Annotated in this window: 23 protein-coding genes; 20 read left to right on the forward strand and 3 right to left on the reverse strand. The window is 43.9% G+C overall.

What is annotated here, in order from left to right:
- Nucleotides 1-42 precede the first annotated feature (42 nt).
- Nucleotides 43-882 carry a DUF6279 family lipoprotein gene (locus tag NA59_RS08840; RefSeq protein WP_044411182.1) on the forward strand — a complete coding sequence of 280 codons (840 nt, stop codon included), beginning with the start codon at nt 43-45 and terminating at the stop codon, nt 880-882.
- Between the two features lie 6 nt (nt 883-888).
- Here the strand turns inward: NA59_RS08840 and NA59_RS14365 are convergent, their stop codons facing one another.
- Entirely contained in the window at nt 889-1,671 is a 783-nt protein-coding gene (locus NA59_RS14365; RefSeq protein WP_052501569.1) for a DNA-binding protein, read from the reverse strand.
- Between the two features lie 340 nt (nt 1,672-2,011).
- Here NA59_RS14365 and NA59_RS08850 point away from each other — a divergent pair, with 340 nt between their 5' ends.
- From NA59_RS08850 to NA59_RS08865, 4 genes are all read left to right on the forward strand, one after another.
- A complete protein-coding gene (locus NA59_RS08850; RefSeq protein ID WP_044411185.1) occupies nt 2,012-5,461 on the forward strand; it encodes a TM0106 family RecB-like putative nuclease in 3,450 nt (1,149 codons plus the stop codon).
- Between the two features lie 164 nt (nt 5,462-5,625).
- Nucleotides 5,626-7,203 (forward strand): ATP-binding protein, encoded by a 1,578-nt coding sequence (locus NA59_RS08855; protein ID WP_044411188.1) that lies wholly within the window; start codon nt 5,626-5,628, stop codon nt 7,201-7,203.
- Between the two features lie 392 nt (nt 7,204-7,595).
- Nucleotides 7,596-7,940: a hypothetical protein gene (locus NA59_RS08860; protein ID WP_044411191.1), complete on the forward strand. Its 345-nt coding sequence runs from the start codon at nt 7,596-7,598 to the stop codon at nt 7,938-7,940.
- A gap of 343 nt (nt 7,941-8,283) precedes the next feature.
- Entirely contained in the window at nt 8,284-8,529 is a 246-nt protein-coding gene (locus NA59_RS08865) for a hypothetical protein (protein ID WP_044411194.1), read from the forward strand.
- Nucleotides 8,530-8,721: 192 nt separating this feature from the next.
- On the opposite strand, the gene NA59_RS08870 is transcribed toward NA59_RS08865, so the two are convergent.
- Entirely contained in the window at nt 8,722-9,732 is a 1,011-nt protein-coding gene (locus tag NA59_RS08870; RefSeq protein ID WP_044411197.1) for a helix-turn-helix transcriptional regulator, read from the reverse strand.
- A 197-nt stretch (nt 9,733-9,929) separates the two neighbouring features.
- Here NA59_RS08870 and NA59_RS08875 point away from each other — a divergent pair, with 197 nt between their 5' ends.
- The 3 genes from NA59_RS08875 to NA59_RS08885 all read left to right on the forward strand — a co-directional run bounded on the left by NA59_RS08875 (nt 9,930) and on the right by NA59_RS08885 (nt 14,091).
- Nucleotides 9,930-10,175, forward strand: a complete 246-nt coding sequence (locus NA59_RS08875; protein WP_044411200.1) for a type II toxin-antitoxin system Phd/YefM family antitoxin — start codon at nt 9,930-9,932, stop codon at nt 10,173-10,175.
- Nucleotides 10,176-10,486: 311 nt separating this feature from the next.
- Entirely contained in the window at nt 10,487-12,649 is a 2,163-nt protein-coding gene (locus tag NA59_RS08880; RefSeq protein WP_052501570.1) for an AAA family ATPase, read from the forward strand.
- A 443-nt stretch (nt 12,650-13,092) separates the two neighbouring features.
- Nucleotides 13,093-14,091, forward strand: a complete 999-nt coding sequence (locus NA59_RS08885) for a restriction endonuclease (RefSeq protein ID WP_044411202.1) — start codon at nt 13,093-13,095, stop codon at nt 14,089-14,091.
- Nucleotides 14,092-14,155: 64 nt separating this feature from the next.
- Here NA59_RS08885 and NA59_RS08890 read toward each other — a convergent pair whose 3' ends face one another.
- On the reverse strand, nt 14,156-15,187 hold the full coding sequence (locus tag NA59_RS08890; RefSeq protein WP_044411205.1) for a hypothetical protein: 1,032 nt from the start codon (nt 15,185-15,187) through the stop codon (nt 14,156-14,158).
- Nucleotides 15,188-15,382: 195 nt separating this feature from the next.
- Here NA59_RS08890 and NA59_RS08895 point away from each other — a divergent pair, with 195 nt between their 5' ends.
- From NA59_RS08895 to NA59_RS08955, 12 genes are all read left to right on the forward strand, one after another.
- Nucleotides 15,383-16,864, forward strand: coding sequence for a DUF2779 domain-containing protein (locus tag NA59_RS08895; protein WP_044411208.1), 1,482 nt, complete (start codon nt 15,383-15,385; stop codon nt 16,862-16,864).
- A gap of 159 nt (nt 16,865-17,023) precedes the next feature.
- Entirely contained in the window at nt 17,024-17,812 is a 789-nt protein-coding gene (locus NA59_RS08900) for a hypothetical protein (RefSeq protein WP_044411210.1), read from the forward strand.
- Between the two features lie 156 nt (nt 17,813-17,968).
- A complete protein-coding gene (locus NA59_RS08905) occupies nt 17,969-18,148 on the forward strand; it encodes a hypothetical protein (RefSeq protein ID WP_044411212.1) in 180 nt (59 codons plus the stop codon).
- Nucleotides 18,081-18,356, forward strand: a complete 276-nt coding sequence (locus NA59_RS08910; protein ID WP_232504068.1) for a hypothetical protein — start codon at nt 18,081-18,083, stop codon at nt 18,354-18,356. Before NA59_RS08905 ends, NA59_RS08910 begins: the two co-directional genes overlap by 68 nt.
- Nucleotides 18,357-18,764: 408 nt before the next feature.
- Entirely contained in the window at nt 18,765-19,079 is a 315-nt protein-coding gene (locus NA59_RS08920) for a hypothetical protein (RefSeq protein WP_044411217.1), read from the forward strand.
- Nucleotides 19,072-19,545 carry a hypothetical protein gene (locus tag NA59_RS08925; RefSeq protein WP_044411219.1) on the forward strand — a complete coding sequence of 158 codons (474 nt, stop codon included), beginning with the start codon at nt 19,072-19,074 and terminating at the stop codon, nt 19,543-19,545. Before NA59_RS08920 ends, NA59_RS08925 begins: the two co-directional genes overlap by 8 nt.
- 30 nt (nt 19,546-19,575) lie before the next feature.
- On the forward strand, nt 19,576-20,505 hold the full coding sequence (locus NA59_RS08930) for a hypothetical protein (protein ID WP_044411221.1): 930 nt from the start codon (nt 19,576-19,578) through the stop codon (nt 20,503-20,505).
- A gap of 17 nt (nt 20,506-20,522) precedes the next feature.
- Complete coding sequence (locus NA59_RS08935) at nt 20,523-20,930, forward strand: hypothetical protein (RefSeq protein WP_157792584.1); 408 nt, start codon at nt 20,523-20,525, stop codon at nt 20,928-20,930.
- Nucleotides 20,927-21,502 carry a YqiA/YcfP family alpha/beta fold hydrolase gene (locus NA59_RS08940; protein WP_044411226.1) on the forward strand — a complete coding sequence of 192 codons (576 nt, stop codon included), beginning with the start codon at nt 20,927-20,929 and terminating at the stop codon, nt 21,500-21,502. Before NA59_RS08935 ends, NA59_RS08940 begins: the two co-directional genes overlap by 4 nt.
- 219 nt (nt 21,503-21,721) lie before the next feature.
- Nucleotides 21,722-22,735 carry a hypothetical protein gene (locus NA59_RS08945; protein ID WP_044411242.1) on the forward strand — a complete coding sequence of 338 codons (1,014 nt, stop codon included), beginning with the start codon at nt 21,722-21,724 and terminating at the stop codon, nt 22,733-22,735.
- The gene (locus tag NA59_RS08950; protein WP_044411229.1) at nt 22,728-23,081 is read left to right on the forward strand and encodes a hypothetical protein; all 354 of its coding nucleotides are present in this window, start codon (nt 22,728-22,730) and stop codon (nt 23,079-23,081) included. The genes NA59_RS08945 and NA59_RS08950 overlap by 8 nt, the downstream gene beginning before the upstream one ends.
- A gap of 47 nt (nt 23,082-23,128) precedes the next feature.
- On the forward strand, nt 23,129-23,718 hold a 590-nt coding region (locus NA59_RS08955), incomplete at its 3' end, for a hypothetical protein (protein WP_044411232.1).

Here is a 23,718-nt window from a genome sequence, read left to right on the forward strand (position 1 = left end):
CGATCAGACTTGGGACTCTATACTCAAGGGATTAAAAATATAGTGCAGAAGAAAAAAATATTTTTAGTTAGCCTGTTGCTGCTGTTTTTGAGCGGCTGTAGTGTAAAGTTGTTTTACAACAAGCTTGATTGGATGGTCTCGTGGCAGCTTCGCGATTATATTAGTTGGGATGCTGAGCAGCATCCTATATTCAAAAAGAGTTTGAACGAAGTTCTGGACCAACATCGCCATTACCATTTGCCGGTATATTCATCTCTGGTCATGTCCTTGCACGATAAGGTGGATAATGGCTGGACACAAGATGATATTGAACAGGTGCAAAATGCAATAACGAGCTCAGTTGATCGACTACTGAGCCAATCAGCTCCCTCAATCATTCCGTTGCTTAAAAGTCTGGATGATTCACAGGTATATGGTATTGAACAGGGTTTCGAGAAATCTAATCAAAAATTTGTCAAAAAGTTTGTTCAACCGACCGAGCAGGAGCAGCGGGAAAAACAAGCAAAAAATCTAGTTAAACAAATTCAGCGTTTCACTGGGCGGCTGAATGAAGAGCAATTAGCGCTGATTGAGGACTGGTCACAGCGCTACCATTTAATGGGTCATGAGCGGTTAGTTTTACGCCAGGCTTGGCAGGGTGAATTTTTGGGGTTATTGGCAGAACGAAATGAACCTAACTTTGTCAATAAATTGACACCCTTATTGGCCATTGATTATCAGGCTAAATCTGAAATATATCAAAATAAAATTGAACAAAATCAGGCTTTAATGTACCAACTAATGAGCGAGGTCTCAAATCGTCTTGATAATCGACAACGCCTTAGACTCAAAAGAAATTTAATAAAACTGGCCGATGACTTGAATCAGTTGGCAGCAGCTTGATTGGGTTTAGTCCGACAGGCTCTTAGTGGTATTAAACTGAGTTGTAAGGTTTTGGTTTTCTTTCTCTAAGCGTGCGAGATCTTTATTGAGTGCGCGCTGTTCGGCACGTGCTTCAATTAGTTCTGAATGGGTTTGATTTTGAAGTTCGACCAGCTTTTCATATTTTGTCCGTACAGACATACATTCTTTTTGTTCTACCTGATAACGCGCTTTTTCAATGTTGAGTTTTTGAATTTCATCACGATAGGTGAGGGCCTCGGTTTCATATTTATGCGCACGGGCATCGGCTGCTTCAATCAGGGTGGTGGCTTTGTCTTGCGCGGCTTGGATTTTATGCGCCGCATCGTGCTCTGCTTGTTTGGCTTGGTTAAGCTGATTCATGAGTGTGTCTATCTTGGCTTGTGCTTCAGATTGTGTTTGCTCAATGAGTGATTGAGATTGGCTAGTGATCTGGTTGATTTCTTCTTGCTTGGCTTCAAGGAGCTCGACCAGCTCATTGATCTGTTGTTTTTGTCGTTGCGCAACACCGGCTATTTCATGGGTGCGTTTCTCTACCAGTGTATGAATTTCAGAGGCAATCAGCTTGGCTATTTCGGTACTGCCGATTTGGTTGGCCATACTGGCGACTTCTTGGTCGCGTTTTTCAAAAAAATCACGCAGATATTTCGATACAGTTTCAGTCTTTCCCCCAATCACACTCATTACACCGCGCACGGTAGGACGGATGCCGTTGGCTAGCATCTCTGAAGCGGTTTTTTCGACTTGGTTATAGCTCAAGATGGTTTGCATGGAGTTGCCTATAAAGTTGCTTTATCAAAACGTATATAGCGCATTATAAGCTAAAAATGAAATGGTAACAATTTTTAATGGAAACAATTGTTTCCTGTTACCCAATATAACAGTACGCTATTCGGGAAGAAGGGGTAACAGCGATATAGGCTAGTCCATCACGGTTTGTTAGACAGGCGTTACTTTTTGCCGATGATTGGCTTTAGTCCGACAAAGTGCTAGCCTTGGTTGATTCGTTGCAACCTGATTGCGACATTTAAAACCTTGATTAAAACAGCGCTGAATCGTAAAGTATTAACCCTACCAACCGTCGATAGTTTAAAGAAGCAAAGGATAATTGATGCGCAAACTTCCAACAGGTGATTATCTCTATTCCCCCTCTGATTTAACGAGCTTTATGCAATCGCCGTTTGCTTCTTGGATGGAGAGGGCGGCAAAAGAGCAGCCTGACCTGCTGGCGCAGAAAGATAAGCCAGACGCACTGATGACGAGTTTGCAGTCAAAAGGTTATACGCATGAAGCGCGTTTTTATGAACAGATTCAACTAGCCAATCCAAGTTGGCGTGTGATTGATATTTCAGAAGAGATAACGGAGAACACGCCGGATAATCAGCAAGCCATCACATTAACTATTGAAGCGATGCAACAAGGCTATGATGTCATTTTTCAAGGTTGTTTAGCGCATGATGGGTTTCGTGGATTCAGTGATTTTTTAGTCAAATCACCCGGCGCATCGAATCTAGGCGATTACCACTATCAGGTGTGGGACACAAAGTTGTCCAAGTCGGTAAAACCCTACTTTTTAATTCAATTGTGTGCCTATGCGCAAATGCTTGAAGCGATTCAGGGCATCAAGCCTGTTCAGGTCTCTGTTGTATTGGGAAATAACCACCAGGCCTGGTTCAGAACCGATGATTATTATTATGCCTACCTGGCCTTGAAACAGCGTTTTGTTGCGATGCATCAGGCGTTTGATCTTCACCAACCCGCCGACCCCGCCGATTCAAAAAACTGGGGTGATTGGTCGGATTATGCCAAAAGCCTGTTGCACGCGCGTGACCATTTGATTCAAGTCGCCAATATTACGCGTGGCCAAATTGTGAAGCTCAATGCGGCAGGGATAGACACCATGGACGACCTGGCCCATACCCAACTTACGACGATTCCAAAGCTAAAGCCGGAAACCTTCGACAAGCTCAAAGAACAAGCACAGCTACAAATTGAAACCCGCCAACGCCAAGCCAACGGGGATCTTAAACCGGCTTACCGCGTCATTCAGCCCAAAGCGGACGAGCCGAAGGGTTTGAGCCTATTGCCGCCGCATTCCGCTTTGGATGTGTTTTTTGATATCGAGGGCGACCCAATGGTGGAGGGCGGTTTAGAGTATCTTTGGGGCGCGACCTATTTCAATGACCAGGGCGAGCGCGACTTTAAAGACTTTTGGGCGCATGATGCCGACCAAGAAAAACAAGCCTTTGCTGATTTTATCAATTGGGTTTATCAACGCTGGCAACAAGACCCCACAATGCATGTCTATCATTATGCCCATTATGAAATCGCCGCCATCCGGCGGTTAATGGGGCGTTATGGGGTATGCGAACATCAAGTGGATGAGTTGTTGCGCCATGAGGTGTTTGTAGATTTATATGCCATTGTTCGCCACGGCCTGCGTATTGGTGAGCCAAACTATTCGATCAAAAGTGTCGAGCATATTTATCGTGGTAAGCGCGACACCGCTGTCGCCAACGGTGGCGATTCGGTGGTGGTATATGAGGCTTGGCGTGATAATCCTGATGGTCTGACCTGGCAAGATTCCGATGTGTTAAACAATATTCGGCTGTATAACAAGGACGACTGTGATTCCACCCAAGAATTGGTGGACTGGCTGCGCGACGAACAGCAGCAAGCCGGCATTGAATTTGCGCGGATTGAAAAAGAGGACAAGCCGATTGATGAAGAAAAAGTCGCACGGGCAGCCAAAAAGCAAGCCTTACATGACGATTTGATGGCGCGCGCCGAGGCTTTAAAAGCAACTGACCCCGCCGAAGCGGCGGTGGCTGAACTCATGGCCCAACTGTTGTTTTTCCATGAACGCGAAGCCAAGCCGACTTGGTGGAAACTATTTGATCGCATGAGCATGGATGATGCGCAGCTTTATGAAGATGCCGATTGCATTGCCTATGCGCGTCGAACAGACCGCGAAGCCTTTAAGCTTAAACCGCGTGACCGCAATCTGTGTTACGAGTATCAAATAGATCCAGAGCAAGAGCTTAAATTGCCGAAAGCGGGGCGCAGCTATTATGTGCTCGGTGCAGAGGGAGAAAAAGTCGAAATGGCTGAGTTTAATCCCAAAACCTATCGGTTTTCGTTAAAAAGCAAAACCCAGCCCGCGCAGACCCTAACATTAATTCCAGATGAGTTTGTCAATCCACGCCCGATTCCAGAAGCGATTGAAGCGGTGGCGCAAGCGTATTTAGATGAACCTGAATCTCCAACCGCTTTACTCCGATTTTTGCGACGTGATACTACCCAGAGCCAGGCCTGGTTGAATCAAATTGCCAATGAAGCAAAGAGTGAACAGCGCATCAAATTAATGATTCATTTATTGATTGAAATGGAACAGGGTGTGCTCACTATTCAAGGCCCACCGGGTGCAGGAAAAACTTTTACGGCCAAACATCTGATTTTAGCTTTGCTTCAAGCGGATAAACGTATTGGCATTGCCAGCAATAGTCATAAAGCGATATTTAACCTGATGAAAGCCATTGCAGAATTGGCGCAAAAGCAGGGGCTAGAATTCCCGATGATGCATACCAATCAATCCGATCAAGAAGAAGGCGAGTTGCTCGGGATTGCGTGTGTGCAAAATAAAGACCTACCAGGCCTGGTCGCCGAGTATGAACAAGGTTTTATGATTGGCACCACCGCATGGGGTTTTGCGCGTGAAGATATGTGTGAGAGTTTGGACTATTTGTTTATTGATGAGGCAGGACAGGTATCGCTTGCCAACTTGGTTGGGATGAGTTCTTCGGCTGAGAGTCTGATCTTACTGGGTGATCAAATGCAACTTGGGCAACCAATACAAGGCTCGCACCCCTCACCGACTGATTTGTCAATTTTAGATTATTTTTTACAGGGTCATCATACAATACCACCTGAATTGGGCGTGTTTTTAGGTATGACATATCGCATGCATCCTGATGTCAATGACTATATCTCCAACGCCTTTTACGATGGACGCCTTGGCGCTGCGGCGGATTGTGCCAAACAGCGGATAGACTATACCCAGCCCATCGAGGGGATAGCAAAATCAGCAGGCCTGGTGCTGGTGGAGGTGGAGCATCAAGGCAATAGCCAAGCAAGCATCGAAGAGGTTGAGAAAATCCTAGCACTAAAAGATGCCTTAATCGGTCAAACCTTCACCAATCAGAAAGGCGAGCAACGCCCGATTAGCTTGGATGATATCTTGTTTATCGCACCCTATAACTATCAAGTGAGTTATCTCAAACGTGCGCTCGGATCGCAAGCGAAGGTCGGCAGCGTGGATCTGTTTCAAGGACAAGAGGCGCCGATTGTTATTCTGTCGATGTGCGCCAGCTATGCCAACGAAACAGCACGGGGTGTCGAGTTCTTGCTGAACCCCAATCGTTTAAATGTCGCGATATCCCGTGCCCAAGCTCTAGCGATTGTGGTGGCAAGTCCGACACTGGTCGATATAGAACTTGAATCTGAAACTCAGATTCAACTAGTCAACCGATTTGAGATGCTAAAAGCCTATGCAGTGCCATAGCGATTTTTTCTGTTTCAGTACATCGCAACAGCATGCAAGATAATAACCATTTTTTAATCTGAAGGAATGTGCAGAAGCACGACAAAAAACGGATTGGTGAAACCGAGCAAAAAGGCTATCTATGCTAAAATACAAAATTATTACACGGTATTAGGTTGGGTCACATGAAAAAACTGCCGATTGGAATTCAAACTCTTAGCGCGATTCGTGAAGGTGATTACGTCTATATCGACAAAACACCGATGGTGCATGAGATGGTCAACAGCGCCGGGCGTTATTTTCTCTCACGCCCACGTCGATTTGGTAAAAGCCTGTTGGTTGATACCTTTAAAGAGCTGTTTGAAGGCAATCAAACGTTGTTTAAGGGGCTATATATTGAAGACAAATGGGATTGGTCGAAAACATTTCCGGTGATTAAATTCTCATTTGGCGGTGGGGTATTGGAATCCCGTGCCGAACTCGATCAGGCGATTTACAACCTACTGCAAGACAACCAACAGCGTCTTGGGCTCACTTGCCCGAATTTTTCTTTGCATGACCCGGCCGGTTGTATGGCGCAACTGATCCAAGCCGCCGCCAAGCAATACGGCTCAAAAGTGGTGGTGCTGGTGGATGAATACGACAAGCCCATTTTAGACAATATCGATAAAACCGATACGGCCACTTCAATTCGCGAAGGACTGAAAAATATCTATTCGGTATTCAAAGGACAAGACGCGCATCTACAGTTTGTGTTTATGACCGGTGTCACCAAGTTTTCCAAGGGCAGTTTGTTTAGCGGCATGAACCAACTCAAGGACATCACGCTGTTTTCAGACTATGCTACGCTTTGCGGCTACACCCAAAGCGATTTAGAAACCGAGTTTGCACAGCATCTGCAAGGTGTGGACTGGGCAAAATTGAAAGACTGGTACAACGGTTATCAATTTCTCGGTGAGCCGGTTTATAACCCGTTTGATGTTTTATTATTTATTTCTAACCATCAAACCTACCGCAACTATTGGTTTGAAACTGGAAATCCCAGCTTTTTGCTCAAATTATTTCGCCAACACCGCTATTTTTTACCCGATTTGGCCGACATTGAAGTCGGTGAAGAGGTATTGGATTCGTTTGATATTGAACGGATCAATCCGATTACGCTATTGTTTCAAGCCGGATATTTAATGATTGATAGGGTAGAAGAATCGCCTTGGGGTGGCCAAGTTTACCATTTGCGTGTGCCGAATAAAGAAGTTAATCTGGCATTAAATAACCAGTTCTTCACCGATTACAGCCAACAAGTCAATCCGTTGGAGTATCAAAAATCCCTGTATAAAGCCCTAGCAAGCGCCGATTTCCCTGCGATTCAACAACAAATTGAAAGCTTATTCGCTTCAATTCCTTGGCGCAATTTCACAAAAAACGATTTACCTGATGCCGAAGGCTATTACGCTTCGGTTTTGTTTGCTTGGCTATCGAGCATCAACGCCAATATTATCCCCGAAAACATCAACAATCACGGTCAAGTGGATTTGACGATTCAGCTCGGTGACCATATTTACATTACCGAAATCAAGCTGGATAAAAGCCAAGACTACCAACCACAAGACTCCAACCCGGCGCTGGCGCAAATCCAGGCTAAAAACTACTCTCAGCCATACTTGGCGCAACAACAGGCCGGCAAACAAATTCACCAACTCGGCTTAGTGTTCAATACTCACGCCCGCAATCTGGTACAAATGGATTGGTTAACGATCAATTGAACCAAAAACGACACGAACAATATTTATCGTCGGGATTTTGGTAAATAGGCTATGAGTAAAAAATGCCAAAAATTGAACAAGACTCTAAAACGTGAGTAAAAAATAAAAAAATCTACTCACATAAACCGCAAGCAAAAAAACACAAGAATGACGCATACAGCTAGTGATCAGACAATGACGAATCGGTCTGGACACCACCGAAAACATCTATATCGAAGGCGACAATTTCATCAATGCGCTCTTTGTGGGGATGAGCACGGATGATTTGACCGGCACGATAACAGGAAGTCTTATTACCTTTAGATTGCAAAAATTTTGCGATTCAATTTCATTTATTCATGTGTTAAATTAATGTTAGAATCATCATATATTAAGTTTTTAAGGACTATGTGATGACCTATACCTTGCCACGCCCTATTTATGACTTGTTACTCGAGGCACTTGGTGACAAGCAGAAAACAGACGCGTTCGCTCGCGCAATTGAGTCGTCTATTCAAGCGATTGATGATAAAGCTGTTGAATCAATTCTTGAAAAAAAGCAACAGCTAAAAAATGAACTTTATGATAGCCTGCGTAATGAGTTAGCTACTAAGGAGTTTGTTAGAGCTGAGATCAGCGAAGTGCGCTCTGAACAAAAAAACATGCTAATCCTGCTGAAGGTGATTATCGGCTTGATGATTTTTGGCCTAACCCTCGCCAATCCTGCATTTATCGAACTTTTGAAATCACTGGCTTAGATTTACCTATGTGCTTAGCTAAACAAATTGTATTAGTACGAGCTAAAGGCAGTTGATGGATGCCCTGTATGTTACATATGCGACATACGGGGGATCAAAATTCTCAGCTAACATGCCATCACTCCTTGTTAGTGTCATCATGTTTTGAATATTAATCTCTAGGAGCCTGTCGGACTAAAGCCAATCGGCTGCAAAAAAGGTAAATATTCAGCCTGAAAAAATTAAAAAAGTACTTGACAGGATTTTTGGCCTAAAAGCCCAAAATTAATCCGCTTTGGAACTCAGTGCTATAGGCGCAAACCAAGCCTGCTCTGAGTCGCGTGCCTGTAGTGCATTATACTAAATGCCCCCGTGCCAAGACAAAAAATTAAAACCCCTCAAATCACCCAGTCAATCAGATGATTCAGTCAGTGCCATGCGCGCTGATAAAACGCTTAAAACCCATTATCAAAAAGGCTACATTTCAATGCCGCCTTATAATGACAAGTGCTCAAGGCCTAAACCCGTTTGGATTAAACCGCTGATTGCTAATACCAATTCAGGTGAGAGCAAGGGTATTCAAGCCAAAACCATGTCGTTAAATAGTTAAATAAGCAATGACTGAGTTAGTCCAATCATTAGGTTTTGCCATACTGGCGCTCATTGCCACACCTGAGCTAAGTGATCCTGATTCATTGCCCTATCGGGTTTTTGAGGGGACTAACATTCAAGTATGTCGCCGTTTATGTTTTCACAGGGCGGGTGCCACCAATTACCATGGAAAAAAGGATAGAACCCTGTCCTAATCCAAAGGTTCATAAAGCTCTACCAACGCCTTAGCGCTCTGTTTGAATTCTTCTCGTACACTACTTGGTGCTAATATTTCTACTTCGGCACCAAAACTCATCAACCACCAACGCAGTTGCTGAGTGTTTTTAACCTCGGCGCGTAAAATCAGGCGATTCGTGTTCTTATCAAGCTTGATGGTTTGGGTTTCGGATAGTGGCGTTTCGGATAAATGGAAAGCGATTTCATCGGAGACGGCTAGTTTAAGCTTAATTGTTTTGTCACCTTGCACCAAATACTCAAACTGACCTTGTTGAATATATTTTTGCAGATCAAAGTTATATAAGGCTATCGCCTCATCGTTAGACACCTCAGCCGATTCAAACCGGTGAAGCGCAAACTGTTTAATGTCGCGGTATTTCCAAAGCGTACCCACTAAATAAATCACCTTATCAACCATGACCAAGCCCAATGGGTTGATCGTGTAGCTTTTGGTCTCCTCATCATGGCGAGGACGATATACGGCATTGAGTTGTTTATCACTGAGTAAGGCGCTATAGACCTGGTTGAGCACATCCTCTGTTATTAGCGGGTTCATCAGCGGTTGGTTGCGTGAGAGCAGGGCGACCTTGTTGCTCCAATCCGACAATTGATTGTTGGGTAGGTTTTCAAGTACCTTGTCGGCATGATTAAAATAATCACCCAGATCAGATAAGGTACTCGGGGGCATGAAACGCTCTAAAAATGATTTAACCATTCTAAAGCTCAAAGCCACCGCCGGTTCCATCTCAGGTAGTTCGAGTTTTTCGGCATCCTTCTTCCAGTACCAACCTGGAATATCCTTATTTCCATCGGATTCAATTGAGAATAGGTTAGCGAGTGACTTTAGATCACGCTGAATCGAGCGCTTATCTATCTCAAAACCCTGGCCGACGAGCGCATCGTGAATGCGCGTTACACTGATGCGAGCGGGTGCTTTAGGTAGCAGGCGAAGTGTTTGGATGCGTCTCATGCAGGCATCGTTCATAATGACCTCTCGGTTAATGGTGACAAAATATGTCGTCAGCGTAACCAAGTTGATGGGCTCGTGTCAAATGTTTCCGAAAATAGCGTTCAAGTTAGGCCAGAACATAGCTCGCTATCTATTTTTCAATCCTTGTGTCTTGAATGACACGACATTAGAATGGTCAGACTGACTATTCTAGATAATAAAAGAGGTGCAAGATGCAAACCTGGCAGATACAGCAAGCAAAAACCCATTTTAGCGAAGTGATTGATCGGGCGATAACGCAAGGCGCCCAATTGATTACCCGGCGTGGTAACGAAGTCGCTGTGATCTTATCGTTAAAAGACTATGAACAAATAAGTGGTAAGTCTAACTATCTGCTCGATACCTTGTTGAATGCACCCAAAGGTGATGATTTAGTGGTGGAGCGTTCTAAGGAGTCGATACGAGACTTGGCATTATGAATTACTTGTTTGATACTTGTGTGTTATCCGAACTGGTAAAATCTGAACCCTTTCAGAATGTGCGTGATTGGCTTGCTAGCAAGCTGCGCAATTTTTTAGCCTCTCAATAACGCGTTTTCGACTGTTGGCCAATCTATCCAATAGCGCGTAAAACCCCTTCACAGCCCTGTATGTCTAGCGCACCAAAGCAGGTTAGGCATCTCATGGCCCATAAGCGACAATTAATGTCGCTATAGTCAGCCTCAAGCGTTTCAATTTTAACGGCATCCGCGTACATTATCCCTAAACAGCCTGATCAAGGAGATAATTAAATGGCGAAAAAAACGGCATTGCATAGCGCCCCACAAGCGCAATATTCTATTCAAAATACTGAAGATCAATCAGCCATGATAGCGCTGTGGTGTTTGCGCGTGTTGAGGGATTCGCGCTGTTGTAGACGGTTGGTAACGACTGAACGGTTTCGGGATATTTCCACCAACCAGCTAATGAATTTACTTGCCTTCAATGATTTACCCTTTGAAGATGAAGAAGATGTCGACCTGGTTGAATTCATCAAACAAGTACGCAAGCCGGCTAAAGGCTTGATCAAAACATTGGAAGCCGCAAAACTAAACCTGGTGGGTGCGCTGGGGGATAATTTAGGCGCTATCGCTAAGCTGCTTGACCTTAATAAAACCGAAGCGGATGTCCTGGGATTTTATATCGTGTTGATGACTAACAAGTCATTAGAGTTGTTTCTTGGGATGCTTGGGGATATGAATCGCCGTGAGTTTGTCCAAATGTTAGCGGTGGTGTTATCAACCAAGACGGCCAATATACTCCAAGCCACCAGCAAAGAAGGGCGCTTGTATCGTTCTGGTTTAATGCGAATAGACAATAATGGTGCCAATGATGCATCGCGCAAGGCAGAACTGTTGAATGGATTTGCCGAATTAATTATCAGCGAACATCAGTCGCCGCTCAACTTGCTTAGCCGTTACTTTACACAATGTGACGCACCGGTGCTCAACCTGTCCAATTATCCGCATATTGAAGAACCCACACACACCTTGCTGAACTATCTAAAAAATGAGCAGGGCAAAAAAGGCATAAATGTTTTGGTCTATGGCGAACCGGGTACCGGTAAAACACAATGGGTTAAAGCCGTTTCACACGCATTGAACCGTGAGTTATTTGAAATCAACAACGAAGACGAGGATGGCGATGGCGTTAATGGCGTGCGACGTGTTGATACCTATAAGCTTGCGCAAAGCGTACTCGCCACCCAAGCCAATGCGCTGATTATGTTTGATGAGGTGGAGGATGTTTTTCCAAGTGCGATGATGAGTTGGCTCATGCCACGCAGTTCACAACCGAACAGCAAAGCCTGGATGAATAAGTTGCTGGAAACCAACCCGGTACCCACCTTTTGGATTAGCAATGCCGTACATCAAATGGATAGCGCCTATTTACGACGCTTTGATATGGTGGTGGAGATCAGTACACCACCCACTTCCGTGCGCAAAAGCATTTTGCAAAACCTTGTGGCCGATTTGCCGGTGCGCGCTGAATGGATTGACCAGCTCGCCAAAGAACGCAGCCTCGTTCCGGCTGTGATGGAGCGCGCCATAAAAGTCGCCAAATCGGTTCACGCACAGCAAACCAATCCGCGTGTGATCGAAACTGAAATCGAAACCTTAATGAACGCCACCCTGCAAGCCCAAGGTAAAAAAGAACTGCTGATTAAAAACCCAACCGAAGCGCTAGCTTATTCACTTAACTATCTCAACACAGACCTAAACCTAGAAAAACTGGTCGAGGGAATTAAGAGGCGTGAACAAGGACGTTTCTGCTTGTATGGTTTACCAGGTACAGGTAAAACCGCCTTTGGACACTATGTTGCTGAGCAGCTCGATAAACCACTGATTATCAAACGTGCCTCAGACTTGCTCTCACCCTATGTCGGGCAAGCCGAGCGAAATATCGCTGCGGCGTTTAAAGAAGCACGCAAAGAAGGCGCAGTGCTGCAGATAGATGAAGCCGACAGCTTTCTGCAATCACGTGAAAAAGCACAGCGTAGTTGGGAAATCACTCAGGTCAATGAAATGCTCACCCAAATGGAAGCGTTTGAAGGTGTGTTTATCGCCTCGACCAATCTGGTCAAAGACCTAGACCAAGCCGCTATGCGCCGCTTTGATGTCAAGCTCAAGTTTAAACCGCTAAAACCCAACCAGGCCTGGTTGTTATTCGCCCAACTACTCAAAGATCAAGATGTGAGCGATGATGATGTTGAATCCATTAAAAAACAAATAGAACAACTCAGCCTTCTAACACCGGGCGACTTTGCCGCCGTAAAACGCAAGTTTAGCTTGGGTTATCAAGACCTAGAACCAGGCCTGGTGCTCGAAGCGCTGCAAGAGGAGTGCAGTTATAAACCGGGCTATCAAAAATCAGCGGGCATTGGATTTTTAAGTGAACTCAAGTCTGTGTTTTAAGACACAGCATCACTAATCAGGTGCGTTAACACTGACTTCAGCAAAAAAGTAGGTGAAACGTTTGTGTTTAATCGGTTATGTTAAAAGTAAAACCTACGATTAGCTGGGTGCACTTCTATGAGTACATCGCTGATTGGGTTGGCGCAAAAATTTGAGCGAGGTCATGTAAATAGGCGTCTATAGTTTATAGTATTCCTATTTTTCGACTAAACTCGTGGGTATTCTTTTGTCCGATGCAAAAAGTGTGTTATTGTTTTTCCAAAATTTTGCACCATCCCGTTAGCGGACGATTATGCAGTGTTGATGAATATGACTTTTAAATGTTCAAGTTGAGCATGGTATTTAAATGGAATCTGTTTGAGTGTTTGTGACAATCCTAAACAGAAGAATAGAGTAATAAAAGAACAAAACAGCACAGCTGTTTTAAAACTTGAGGAAAGTGTATGCCTAATTACTATTTAGTGAGAAGCCCAGAGGTACTCGTCAAAGATGGATTCATCGGCTATGGCTGGGGAGCTATTCCGTTTGTAGAGTTTGATTCAGCCAATAGCTTGATAGAACACATGCGTTCGAAAAAAATTAACCTTGGTCGGCAGGAAAAACAAATTAGACGCTTTTTTAACATACAGCCTGGGGACATTGTAATTGTCCCTGTTAGTCGTGCGATTTATATTGCTCAGGCGATGGAAGAACGGCTGTATGAGCGGGGTGTTGTTTTTGGTGAGAACCGTATTAAGGTTAACTTTGTCAACAAAGAAGGAGTTCCTGTTCGCATACCAAGAGGAAGTTTAACCAACCAGTTAAGCTCACGATTGAAGATTCGTATGTCAGTTGTTGGCTTAAATGGGTTTGGTGATGAAATAAATAAACTGATTGAACAGGCAAAATCCTTAAGCCTTAAAGAGGTAGGTTATCGCAACGCGGTTCAGCAGTTTCAAGAAAAAGCACAAGCAGAGTTTGAAGCTGAATTCTTAGCCGCACTTCGTTCAGGAAATGTGGGTCTCGAAAGTGGTGGGTACGGATTGGAAAAACTGATTAAAGAGCTGCTTGTTCTTGAGGGTTATGAGGCGAGCATACTTGGAAAAAACCAAGGTGCGGATATCAGTGACATTGACATTAAAGCGACAAAAAATGACTGGCTGGGTGATCAGGTACTGTACGTTCAGGCCAAACATCACAAAGGTCATTCTGACGATCATGGGATAAAACAACTCAAAGCTATTGAAGACCCAAACGACCAGGACCATGTTGTGACGAAGCTCTTTGTCACAACCGGCACATTGAGCGATGAAGCGATATCACTGGCAAACGAGTACGACATTAGAACCTTAAATGGCGAAGAATTGGTGAAGTGGTTAGTTGAGCGTTTAGATGACTTGAGTGCGGACACCAAGCTTTTGCTTGGTGTTGTGAGTGTCCCTCAGTTGCACCGTTATCCATAGACTGACTTGTAGAGGTTCAGACTAAATCTGGTTTTTTATGGTGTCGTGTTATTGGTCGAAAAGCTTACGCTCGTGCCGCCTCATCTCTTACCCTCCAGATCTGGTCGAGCGCCACTTGTTCGGATTCAACCCTAAAACCGATGGTTAAGCGTTCAGGGTTGCATACCTTGAAGATAGCATACTGTCCGCGTAAGATCATCGGGTGATACAAACCGATTTGGTGGTCAACTAAATAGGCCTCCTCCATCAAGTGTTGCCAACTATCAATAAACTGCCAGCTTGAGGGAACACCCAATGCTGGTTTTGGATAATGTGACAGTTCTCGACGATAACCTAAAAGTTCTTGGCGCTGTTGCTTGAAGTACAAATACTTTTCGTTAAATCGTTCATAAAGCAGGTTTAAGTGACTAATGCTCATACAGTTTTGAACTTGGAGCGTAATGTTATGAATTTGTAACTGGCTGCCCATGTGTTTCAGTTCATCAACTTTTTGTCGAATCTCGGCAGCAGACCAGTGACGGGTGTCTTCGATAAATTTTGAGTACATGATTTCAGGGTTCTCACGAAGCCAGCGCAATAGATCAATATCAATAGGCTCAGCGATTTGGTTAACTGGATTATAGTGATGCCTAAACAAGCGTTCAATCGAAAGGGGTTGGGGTAAACCGATTCGTCGTAATACTTGCTCACGTGGCAGGACGGCAAGCTGGATTAGCTCGTACTGACTTAAACGCTGATGTTCACCGTATTCTAAAATATGCCACAACAAAAAGGGCGAAAAACCTAACATTCGATTTAATCTTTTATCCTGGCTGGCTAACGACAAGGCACTTAAACCATGGCCATAATGTTGTTCAAAAACCAAGGCTTGGTTTAATACTGGTCGTGGGATACAACTCAACCAGGCCTGGTGATTGTCGGTGTTTAAAATCCCGGCCAGAGTGACACCCAGATTTGGACTTATGTCTTGATCGTCAGCTTGCGATGACGTATCGAGATATGACCATTTAATCCCTACATGCCATGGGCTCAAACCTATGCGAAGGGGGTAGCCAAAGATTTCCGATAAATTTAACTCATAATAACAATGAGGCATCAGCGTTCACTCCAGATGATTTTTACTTTTGAATACTATGCGATAACGTTAAAACCATTCTAATGAGCGTGCTAGATGTTGTGAATAGTCTAAGCAATCCGATGCGACATGACATGTCGGGATGAAAGATTAAAGTAGTAGCATGAGGAAAAAAGTTAGGTATAGTGACGCTATTACACGAGAAGGACGTCAAATATGCTCTCAAAATCTCAATATGTTCGTGGTCTACAGTGCCATAAATCCTTATGGTTGTTAAAAAATCGTCCCCAATTGCGAGAAAAGCCCGATGCCGCGCAGCAATCATTGTTTAACACTGGGAATACAGTAGGCGATTTGGCTTGTCAGCTATTCCCCGGCGGGGTTGAAATTGAGTTCGACCCGAAAAACTTTGATGGCATGATTGAACAAACTCGCCAACTAATAGAGGATGGCGTTGAGGTGATTTATGAAGCGGCCTTTAAGCAAAGAGGCATTTTTGCGATGGCTGACATTCTGGTTAAAAACGGTGATGTTTGGGATGTTTATGAAGTCAAAGCCTCCACCAGCGTTAAAGACTATCACCGTAAAGATGCCGCTGTTCAATGGTATTCTCTGTCCGAGGTGTTAACGCTTGGACGCATTCATATCGTTCACCTCAACAATAAATATCTTCGTCATGGCGAGTTGGATGTTCAGCATCTTTTTAGGATAGAAGACATCACCGAGAACGTACTGACACTAGTAGAAGACGTACCTGAATATCTAGCGGGAATGGAGGCGATGTTAAAAGCTGATGAACCCCAAATGGCAATTGGCTCACACTGTGGTGATCCACATAGTTGCGATTTTAAAAACCATTGTTGGAGCGATGTGCCGGCCGTTTCCGTGTTTAATCTCAATCGCATGAACGCGGCGAAAAAGTTTAATTTATACCACCGAGGCATCGTGCAGTATGCCGACATTCCGCCCACCGAATCACTCAGCAGGGTGCAACGCATTCAAGTTGAAACTGCCAGTACAGGTCAGCCATTAATTCAGCCGCACATCATTCAGGGCTTTATGGCGGATTTAGTCTATCCGCTATACTTTTTTGACTTTGAAACCTTTATGGAAGCCATTCCGCGTTTTGACGGTCAAAAACCCTATATGCAAATGCCATTTCAATACTCGCTGCATATCCTGCATCAAAACGGTGAGCTAGAGCATAAAGAATATCTTGGTGATGAACATAGCGACCCACGACCAGGCCTGGTGGTGCAGATGATTCAAGATTTAGGTGAACAGGGCAGCATTATCGCGTTTAACCAAAGCTTTGAAATCAGCCGTATTAAAGACTTAGCACGTGATTTTGAAGCCTATCAACCAGGCCTGCTAAAACTGGTTCCGCGTTTTAAAGATTTGATTGTACCGTTTAGGAAACTTGGTTATTACCATCCTGATTTTAACGGCAGTTTCTCCATCAAATCGGTGTTACCAGCGATGTTTCCTAACGACCCAGAACTCGATTACAAACAGCTTCAAGTCCAAAACGGCGGCATGGCTATGGACACCTTTGCCAACCTACACCGCCTGAAAGACCCAAATCAACGCGACAGGATCCGGCAAGCTTTATTAGATTATTGTCGGCTTGATACACTAGCAATGGTAAAGATTTATCAGCGATTAAAGGAAGTTGTTAACATGAAAACTAACTCATAACCTTGATTGCTAAATCAGCAATACTTAATGTTAATTAGCCACTCAGTTTACCAAATTATTTAATATCAATTACCTGCGCTTGTATAGGTAGACAGATAATCATATTCATCATTGATTATTCAAATGCAGTGCTAACAAATTAATCGAAGGACAACGCTAATGCGGATAAAAAATTTTGACAATCCAATGTTTGAAGATAAATTAAATGAACTTTTTAGATTTCTTAGTGTGCCTGAGCATCGGGTCTATAACCAAAATTTACAGCGTGAATATTTAAAGCAGGTTCTAAGTTACTCAAACCCATCTGAAAGCGCTATGAGTCATTTGTATTTAACCGTAAATACGCAAAGTCAACCCAATCTTGACGAGTTAGCTAAATTTTTTAAAAGCATTCATGATAACGGCAAAAATACCTTAACCTCATACTCAGAATTCAATGACTTTCTTAAGGCGGATAAGCTCAATAAAAATCAACTAACCTACGAAGATATTTACCAAAACCTTAAAGAGAAAAACGGATGGGGGCCAAAAACATCAGCTTTATATGTCAAAGAATTGATCCTTCTCCATTTTCCATCACCGATAGGTTTATTTGAAGGTCAAGCCATATGGGCTGATGCCCCAAAAGCTTTACCTGATAGGATTTATTTGCCGGTCGATAGCGTTATATTGTCAGTGTTTAAAAAGTTATCCGACGAAACTAAATTGAATTGGAATTTCGTTAATGTAAACAGTTTTTTAATTGATAAATGTAAATACAGCGCTGAACAGATGTTGGTGTGGGATGACCTGTGGTTTTGGGGTTACTTTAACCAAAAAATTGAAAAAGCCGAAAGGGTACATGAATGGAACCCGAACAAATATTGGGCCAATCTTTACGCTGATAAAAGTAAAATTGGCGAAATTGAAAAGCTGTCTGCTCAATATCGGAGGATTCTTGAATCTTAGCTACCTGCTTTGTTACTTATGACAATGCGACAATTAATGTCGTAATTTAGTTATCAATCGCTGTCATTATCAAACACAATCACTTAAGCTAAAGCCAAGTATTTAGATAGGTGTTTGCTATGACGAAATTAGCCATTATTGGTTCATGGGACTTTGATGATTAAGCATGATATGCCCTACAAGGGTAAGCTATCTTCTCAGCAGCGAGTGCGGGCGGTGGATGAAGCCATCATTTCTGTCTTGAATATTGCTGTAAAACGGGTATTTGATGAATACAAGCAAGCAGCACAAAATATTCGCCATGTATCAAAAGCATTGCGCCAGCTTAATCCGTAAAAATTGCAAGCAGCTTGAAAACAACCAGGCCTGGTTTTTGGTGGATGGTATTGAAATGCCATCTGAACTTGAGGCACAAGCGAATATTGTTGACAAAAATTCAAAAAAACACAGTACAGACGAACCGCTAAAAAACCAGTCCATGCAGGCATTAATTTTGGCCGAGCAAGCCTTTATCAACCGCATGAAAAAGCGACTTGAGGTTTAATATGACACTTATCCAATCTAAATTAAATACTGAACCTAGCTTTTATCCCTATTCGAAGTTTATTCAAAGCTCAAATATTGGACTACCTAGGTACCGCGAGTTTGAGGAACGCTATGCGCTTAAGTATTTCGCACATTGGCTTGAGCCCTCGGTCTTGTCAGAATTAGATCACTGTTATCGGGTGTTCTTTACGCGCCCGAAAATGAGGATTGCTGAACCTAAAACACCGATAACCTGCGATAAGGATTTTCTAGCGGCTTCCAGCTTTGCGCATGATTGTGCGCAGACGATATTGCAAGCCGATAAGGCTTTAATTTATTTGGATTCTTGTCCAAAATGTCAGCGTTTACGCATAACACCGCGGGCTAAAATTTGTTTGTGGTGTGGGCACAAAACGGAGCCGATAACTTGAGCAATGATACTGAAAAGATATTTCACCCGGCATTAATTGAGGCTTTTCCGCCTGATGTTCTTCGGTTATTTGGGGAGCACTGTGTTTTGGTTGAGGATGAACTTAATCGGGTTAATTACGCATTCGGCCATTTTAAAACGAAAGTTGATGGTGAAGATTTTTTGTTTGAAATTTGTATGGATTTAAACCAGGAAGGCCGACTGGAAATTTTTGATCTTAGCCATGAGGGGCACCTTATGGAGCTTGACCGGTTTTTGCAAAAGCTGAGTGAATCTCAGCCTCAGGTAATTGAGGTGGTGAATTGTGATTAAAACCTTATTTGCGAGTGTAGTGTTAATGGTGTTCTCGGGTGTTTCAAATGCGAGCCAAGATTTATTTGATGCTGTTGAATTTTTGAAAACGGGGGATACCGGGTTTGCTGAAAACCTTGAGGTTACGATTAATGAACAATGCGAAATTAAAAGCATTGTAAAGCTGGATCCTGCGTTTCTGAAGATCGTGATTTTGGAAGATATGAACCAATTTATTTGGGATAGCGCGGAGATTGTTACGCCAGAGGATGTGGAACGTTATCTCAAAATTTCCTGTCGTGGTGTCTGTCGTTATGATGCTAATGGCTTGGCCACTGAATTTGGCGGTGACTTGTTTCATACTCATTATGTAAGTTGGGCTGGGGTTACGGATAGGCAACGCATTCATCGAGCCATTACGATTGTCAAAAAATATTGTCCGGGCGGACCAAGTGCAAATTTTAAAGTGTGCCGGAATACAGCTTGAAAATATCAATTCGGATGATGAGGTAAAACAATGGAAGAATTAACATCTGAAGAAAGGCAAAAACTCATTGCCATCAACCAAAAACTAATACAAGTTCAGCAGGATTGGGCGCATTGGTTAGATGACACATGCCATCATAGGTTTCCCCAAAATGATTACTTGCCGATAGGATTGGTCAAAAAGGAACTGGTCTATTTTTGGGATGGGTATGCTCCAGACTATAACCTGCGCCCCGATCATTGTGCCGCGCTGTTTGATGTGTCGCGTTACCATCCGCTCCACCATGATCAAGCAACCAACTGGAATGATTTTCCCGATGATGAAAATCGCCCCGGTGGCCAATATCACGGTTATTGGTTTCATGCGTTATATGACCATGCTTATGGTTCAAACGCATTAAGCTGGAAGCAAATCGCTGGTTTGGGTGGGGCTGGTTTAAAGTTCAAACTACACTATGAACGCGAAATGTCACTCTACGACAATGAGCAGGCCATAGCTCAGCGTTCTGAGCAGACCTTCGCACTGGCACACTTAAACAATACGCTGGCCGATGCTGAGCCTAAATTAAAGCAGGCGTTAATAGAGATTGACCAGGCCTGGTTGACGAAAACAACACAGCCAACAAATGAATGGTCTGATTACGAATTAAACCTTCATGTATGGTTATTGGTTGATGAACAAAACCCACGCTACACGAAACAAAACGCTGGTGAATTAGGACAGATTATTATTAATGCGACCGGTGTAAGCCAGCGAGGGGTGGCAGACTTGGAAAAATTAGGGGATGGGAAAATCCATTCGCCTGCGTCAGCGGGCATTAATCTTAACGCACCTTGTTGTTTTTTGTTTAATGCGTTTCAGCAGAAGACGTTTTTGATCCAAGCCGATTATCAATACATCGATCATCTGGTGTTCTTTGCCGAAGTTCAAGCTAAAGCAGGACCAGTTGCAGGGTTTTAAGTCTTAAAGGAGGGATGGTGCACAAGTCGATTACGAAAGCCTTTGATGCGCGGTTTGTTGCGGTGTTATCTGATCGGGTTTTGCAAACCATACACGATAACTTTTTATGTTTGGGTGAGCCGATTGATTATGCCTATGGGTCGCTGATTGAGCCGGAAACTGGGCATAGAATCAACTATGAGTTGTGTTGTGATCTGAACAAGGAACACCGCATGGAGATATTTAATCTTGATGCGGATGATCCGCGTGATTATCGTGTATCACCAGCCCTGTTCAGTCAGCGTTTGCGTAAAAGCCTTATCGATAAAATCAATGTCATTCATTTAGACAGTGAGGTTTGTGATTCCGGACAGGGTGAAAAGGATCTGCACATGATGATAGATGCGCAGTGTGTTGGAACAACGCATGATTGGAGTAATACATGATTATTTATATTCACGGTTTTGCATCAAGTGGGATGGGCGCTAAAGCTCAGGCATTTGGTGACTATTATGCAAAACAAAACATACCATTTATCGCGCCGAGTTTACCGGTAGCACCAGCATTGGCGATAGACACTCTGGAAACTTTAATACAGGCCTATCCATCAACCGAAACCATTGCGCTGATTGGCTCATCATTAGGCGGTTTTTATGCCACTTATTTAGCCGAAAAGTACCAGCTAAACGCGGTGTTGATTAATCCTGCCGTTAAGCCTTTTTCATTGCTCACCACTCAAGTTGGCTTAGTTGCAAACCATTATGATGGCGCTAAATTTGAATGGCGTCAAAGCTATGTTGAGTCACTAAAGCGTTTTGATGTAGCCGAAATTAAGGGTGTCAATCGCTTTAAGGTGCTTTTGCAAAAAGGGGATGAAGTGCTGGATTACCGGTTTGCCGAACAGAAGTTTTCGCAAGCTAACCTAGTTGTTGAACCGGATGGCAACCATAGTTTTGACGCGATTGAACGCCACTTTGATTGTATTACGAGCTTTCTGATGGGGAAAGTAACCTCTTAAAAATCCGCGATTATCTTATCGGACATTTAAGCCAAAAGTGCGCTATATACCACACGGATTGATCAGGTTTTGACGCTCAACGAGTTCTATTAAGCGTAACAAAAGCCGTGCCTAGAATTCTGGTATATTAAGCTCTGGTTGATTGATAACCTTTTAATGGGATTTAATTTTGCTGTTTTAAGCGTTGATATTCATTTTAACAAAAGGCCAACCATCAAAATGAACTGGTTCGAACAACTCACCGGCTTTGCTGAAACCGATTACCACAGCACCCAATCCCAGCTGGAGATGGAGGGCGATACGCTCATCTGTCTGCCAAATGGTCGGCGTTATCAAGCAGGGCGCTTACTCACGCCCACGCTCGCTCAATTGCGCCAACAAACAGCCGCCTTACCCATCATGAGCGCACCGAATCGATTATCCGAATGGGTGGGGGATGTTCGCGATTTACATCAAGACCCCGTGAATAAAAATGCCTTGTTTCAAGTCGCTTCGCAGTTTAACCTGCTCGAAATGGTATCACCCCAGGTTACGCCCCTTGAGGGCATTAGCGACTACGCCTATGACAAAACCCAAGGTCCGGTTTGTGCGATGGCCTGTGCCGCTGGTACGCTCTACCGTAATTACCTTGTTCCGATTCAAAATCAGCAAGGTCAAACCGACCAGCGTCAACTCAATATGCTCGATGCCTTTGAATCAGCCATTCATAACGAACAGCATCAATACTGGCAGATGCAGAACGGTTATGTGATGCCAACCCAACCAGGCCTGGTTGCGTTCCACCAGTATTTGCGTGGCCTGAATAGCACGGAGCGTGAACAACTCAAAGCCACGATTAAAGTCGGTCTGCAACAAAACACACAAGTCACGCTCGGCAAGGCAGATCACTGTGTCAGCCAAGTCTACTGTTCGGCCTTGCCAGTCGCCTATTCAAACTACAGTGAGGAACGCTGGCAACCTTTTGCCCAGCTTGTGCTCGAAGCCGCCTATGAAGCTACATTTCATCATGCACTACTCGAACAACAACGCACCGGCAATAAACGGGTCTATCTGACCTTGCTTGGCGCTGGGGCATTTGGTAATCCGGTCTCTTGGGTTACCCAAGCGATTGAGAGCACCCTAGCGCGATTCAACCAAGCCAATTTAGATCTGGTATTTGTCAGCTATGGACAAAGTAGCCGCGAGATTCAACAACTCATTCAAACCCACAAGGGGGACATTGATCATGCTTGAACGAATAAAACGGGCTGAGCTCACCTACGCGATGCTCGACACGGACGAAAAAGGTATCTTTATAATTGCACACCAGATTGATGGTTACAAAATGTTTGATGCCAAATACCCTAGCCTAAAAAAAGGTTATGTTAGTTTTTTAAGCCAAGCGCAAGAACTGTTTGAGCTCACCGGTGAGATACAAACCCAAGATATTGAAGACTTGATGATTTTATTATTTTTTAGCGCGCGTGCTCACCGCCAGGGTTACATGGGTTTTAACGATCAGGTGTTTCATACCCCGTTTGTTGAGACCTTAGTGCAAGCCATGAAGCCCTTATTACTTGAAGCTGAAAAACCAGCCTAATCCCCAACATTATTTAAACTCTAAAGCGATCAAACAGGAGCCTATCCATGCATGCAAATCTCGCCTTTGATTTATCGGATATGTTTGGCTACCCATTAAAACTCGAGTTGACGCCTTGGCAAAAAGGGGTGAGCTGGTTGCACCATGTTCACCACAAAATCTACACACTGGCCTATTTTGAAGACAAGGGCCTATCGATGGATTTTTTCACCCATCAACCGGACAGCCAGGCCTGGCAACAAAGCTTCCCGACCAATGTATTAGCGGCGCTAAAAGACTTTGAGCAACGCTTTGAAGGCCATACCTTCAGCGCACTGTGGTTTGTGAGCCGCAGTGAAGCCGCCTGCCAACTGCTACTGAGCGCACCGACACTGCTGTGGATGATTATGGACTATGCCAAATCCCACCAGCTCGAACCCGACCAGGTCTGGCCATGGTTTAGCGCTAAACGTAAAACCATCGTGGGGCTTTATCAGCTCCCACAAAACAATGCCACGGTTCACTTGCTCAGCAAATACCACTCGGATCACAAATTCTCACAACGCGATATTGAGCTGATTCAACAGCTCTACACCAGAAGCTTTTATAACGATAAAAAACACGGCCACATTCCTTATTTTGACCCAATGCGCATCCG

Origin of the sequence: Thiomicrospira microaerophila (assembly GCF_000934765.1) — a bacterium.
Classification (GTDB): Bacteria; Pseudomonadota; Gammaproteobacteria; order Thiomicrospirales; family Thiomicrospiraceae; genus Thiomicrospira; species Thiomicrospira microaerophila.

Bases quoted from the DNA above. Each gene is read 5' to 3' on its own strand.
- NA59_RS14365 (WP_052501569.1), bottom strand. From the start codon at position 1,671: ATGCAAACCATCTTGAGCTATAACCAAGTCGAAAAAACCGCTTCAGAG.
- NA59_RS08850 (WP_044411185.1), top strand. From the start codon at position 2,012: ATGCGCAAACTTCCAACAGGTGATTATCTCTATTCCCCCTCTGATTTA.
- NA59_RS08855 (WP_044411188.1), top strand. From the start codon at position 5,626: ATGAAAAAACTGCCGATTGGAATTCAAACTCTTAGCGCGATTCGTGAA.
- NA59_RS08860 (WP_044411191.1), top strand. From the start codon at position 7,596: ATGACCTATACCTTGCCACGCCCTATTTATGACTTGTTACTCGAGGCA.
- NA59_RS08865 (WP_044411194.1), top strand. From the start codon at position 8,284: ATGCCCCCGTGCCAAGACAAAAAATTAAAACCCCTCAAATCACCCAGT.
- NA59_RS08870 (WP_044411197.1), bottom strand. From the start codon at position 9,732: ATGAACGATGCCTGCATGAGACGCATCCAAACACTTCGCCTGCTACCT.
- NA59_RS08875 (WP_044411200.1), top strand. From the start codon at position 9,930: ATGCAAACCTGGCAGATACAGCAAGCAAAAACCCATTTTAGCGAAGTG.
- NA59_RS08880 (WP_052501570.1), top strand. From the start codon at position 10,487: ATGGCGAAAAAAACGGCATTGCATAGCGCCCCACAAGCGCAATATTCT.
- NA59_RS08885 (WP_044411202.1), top strand. From the start codon at position 13,093: ATGCCTAATTACTATTTAGTGAGAAGCCCAGAGGTACTCGTCAAAGAT.
- NA59_RS08890 (WP_044411205.1), bottom strand. From the start codon at position 15,187: ATGCCTCATTGTTATTATGAGTTAAATTTATCGGAAATCTTTGGCTAC.
- NA59_RS08895 (WP_044411208.1), top strand. From the start codon at position 15,383: ATGCTCTCAAAATCTCAATATGTTCGTGGTCTACAGTGCCATAAATCC.
- NA59_RS08900 (WP_044411210.1), top strand. From the start codon at position 17,024: ATGCGGATAAAAAATTTTGACAATCCAATGTTTGAAGATAAATTAAAT.
- NA59_RS08905 (WP_044411212.1), top strand. From the start codon at position 17,969: ATGATTAAGCATGATATGCCCTACAAGGGTAAGCTATCTTCTCAGCAG.
- NA59_RS08910 (WP_232504068.1), top strand. From the start codon at position 18,081: ATGAATACAAGCAAGCAGCACAAAATATTCGCCATGTATCAAAAGCAT.
- NA59_RS08930 (WP_044411221.1), top strand. From the start codon at position 19,576: ATGGAAGAATTAACATCTGAAGAAAGGCAAAAACTCATTGCCATCAAC.
- NA59_RS08940 (WP_044411226.1), top strand. From the start codon at position 20,927: ATGATTATTTATATTCACGGTTTTGCATCAAGTGGGATGGGCGCTAAA.
- NA59_RS08945 (WP_044411242.1), top strand. From the start codon at position 21,722: ATGAACTGGTTCGAACAACTCACCGGCTTTGCTGAAACCGATTACCAC.
- NA59_RS08950 (WP_044411229.1), top strand. From the start codon at position 22,728: ATGCTTGAACGAATAAAACGGGCTGAGCTCACCTACGCGATGCTCGAC.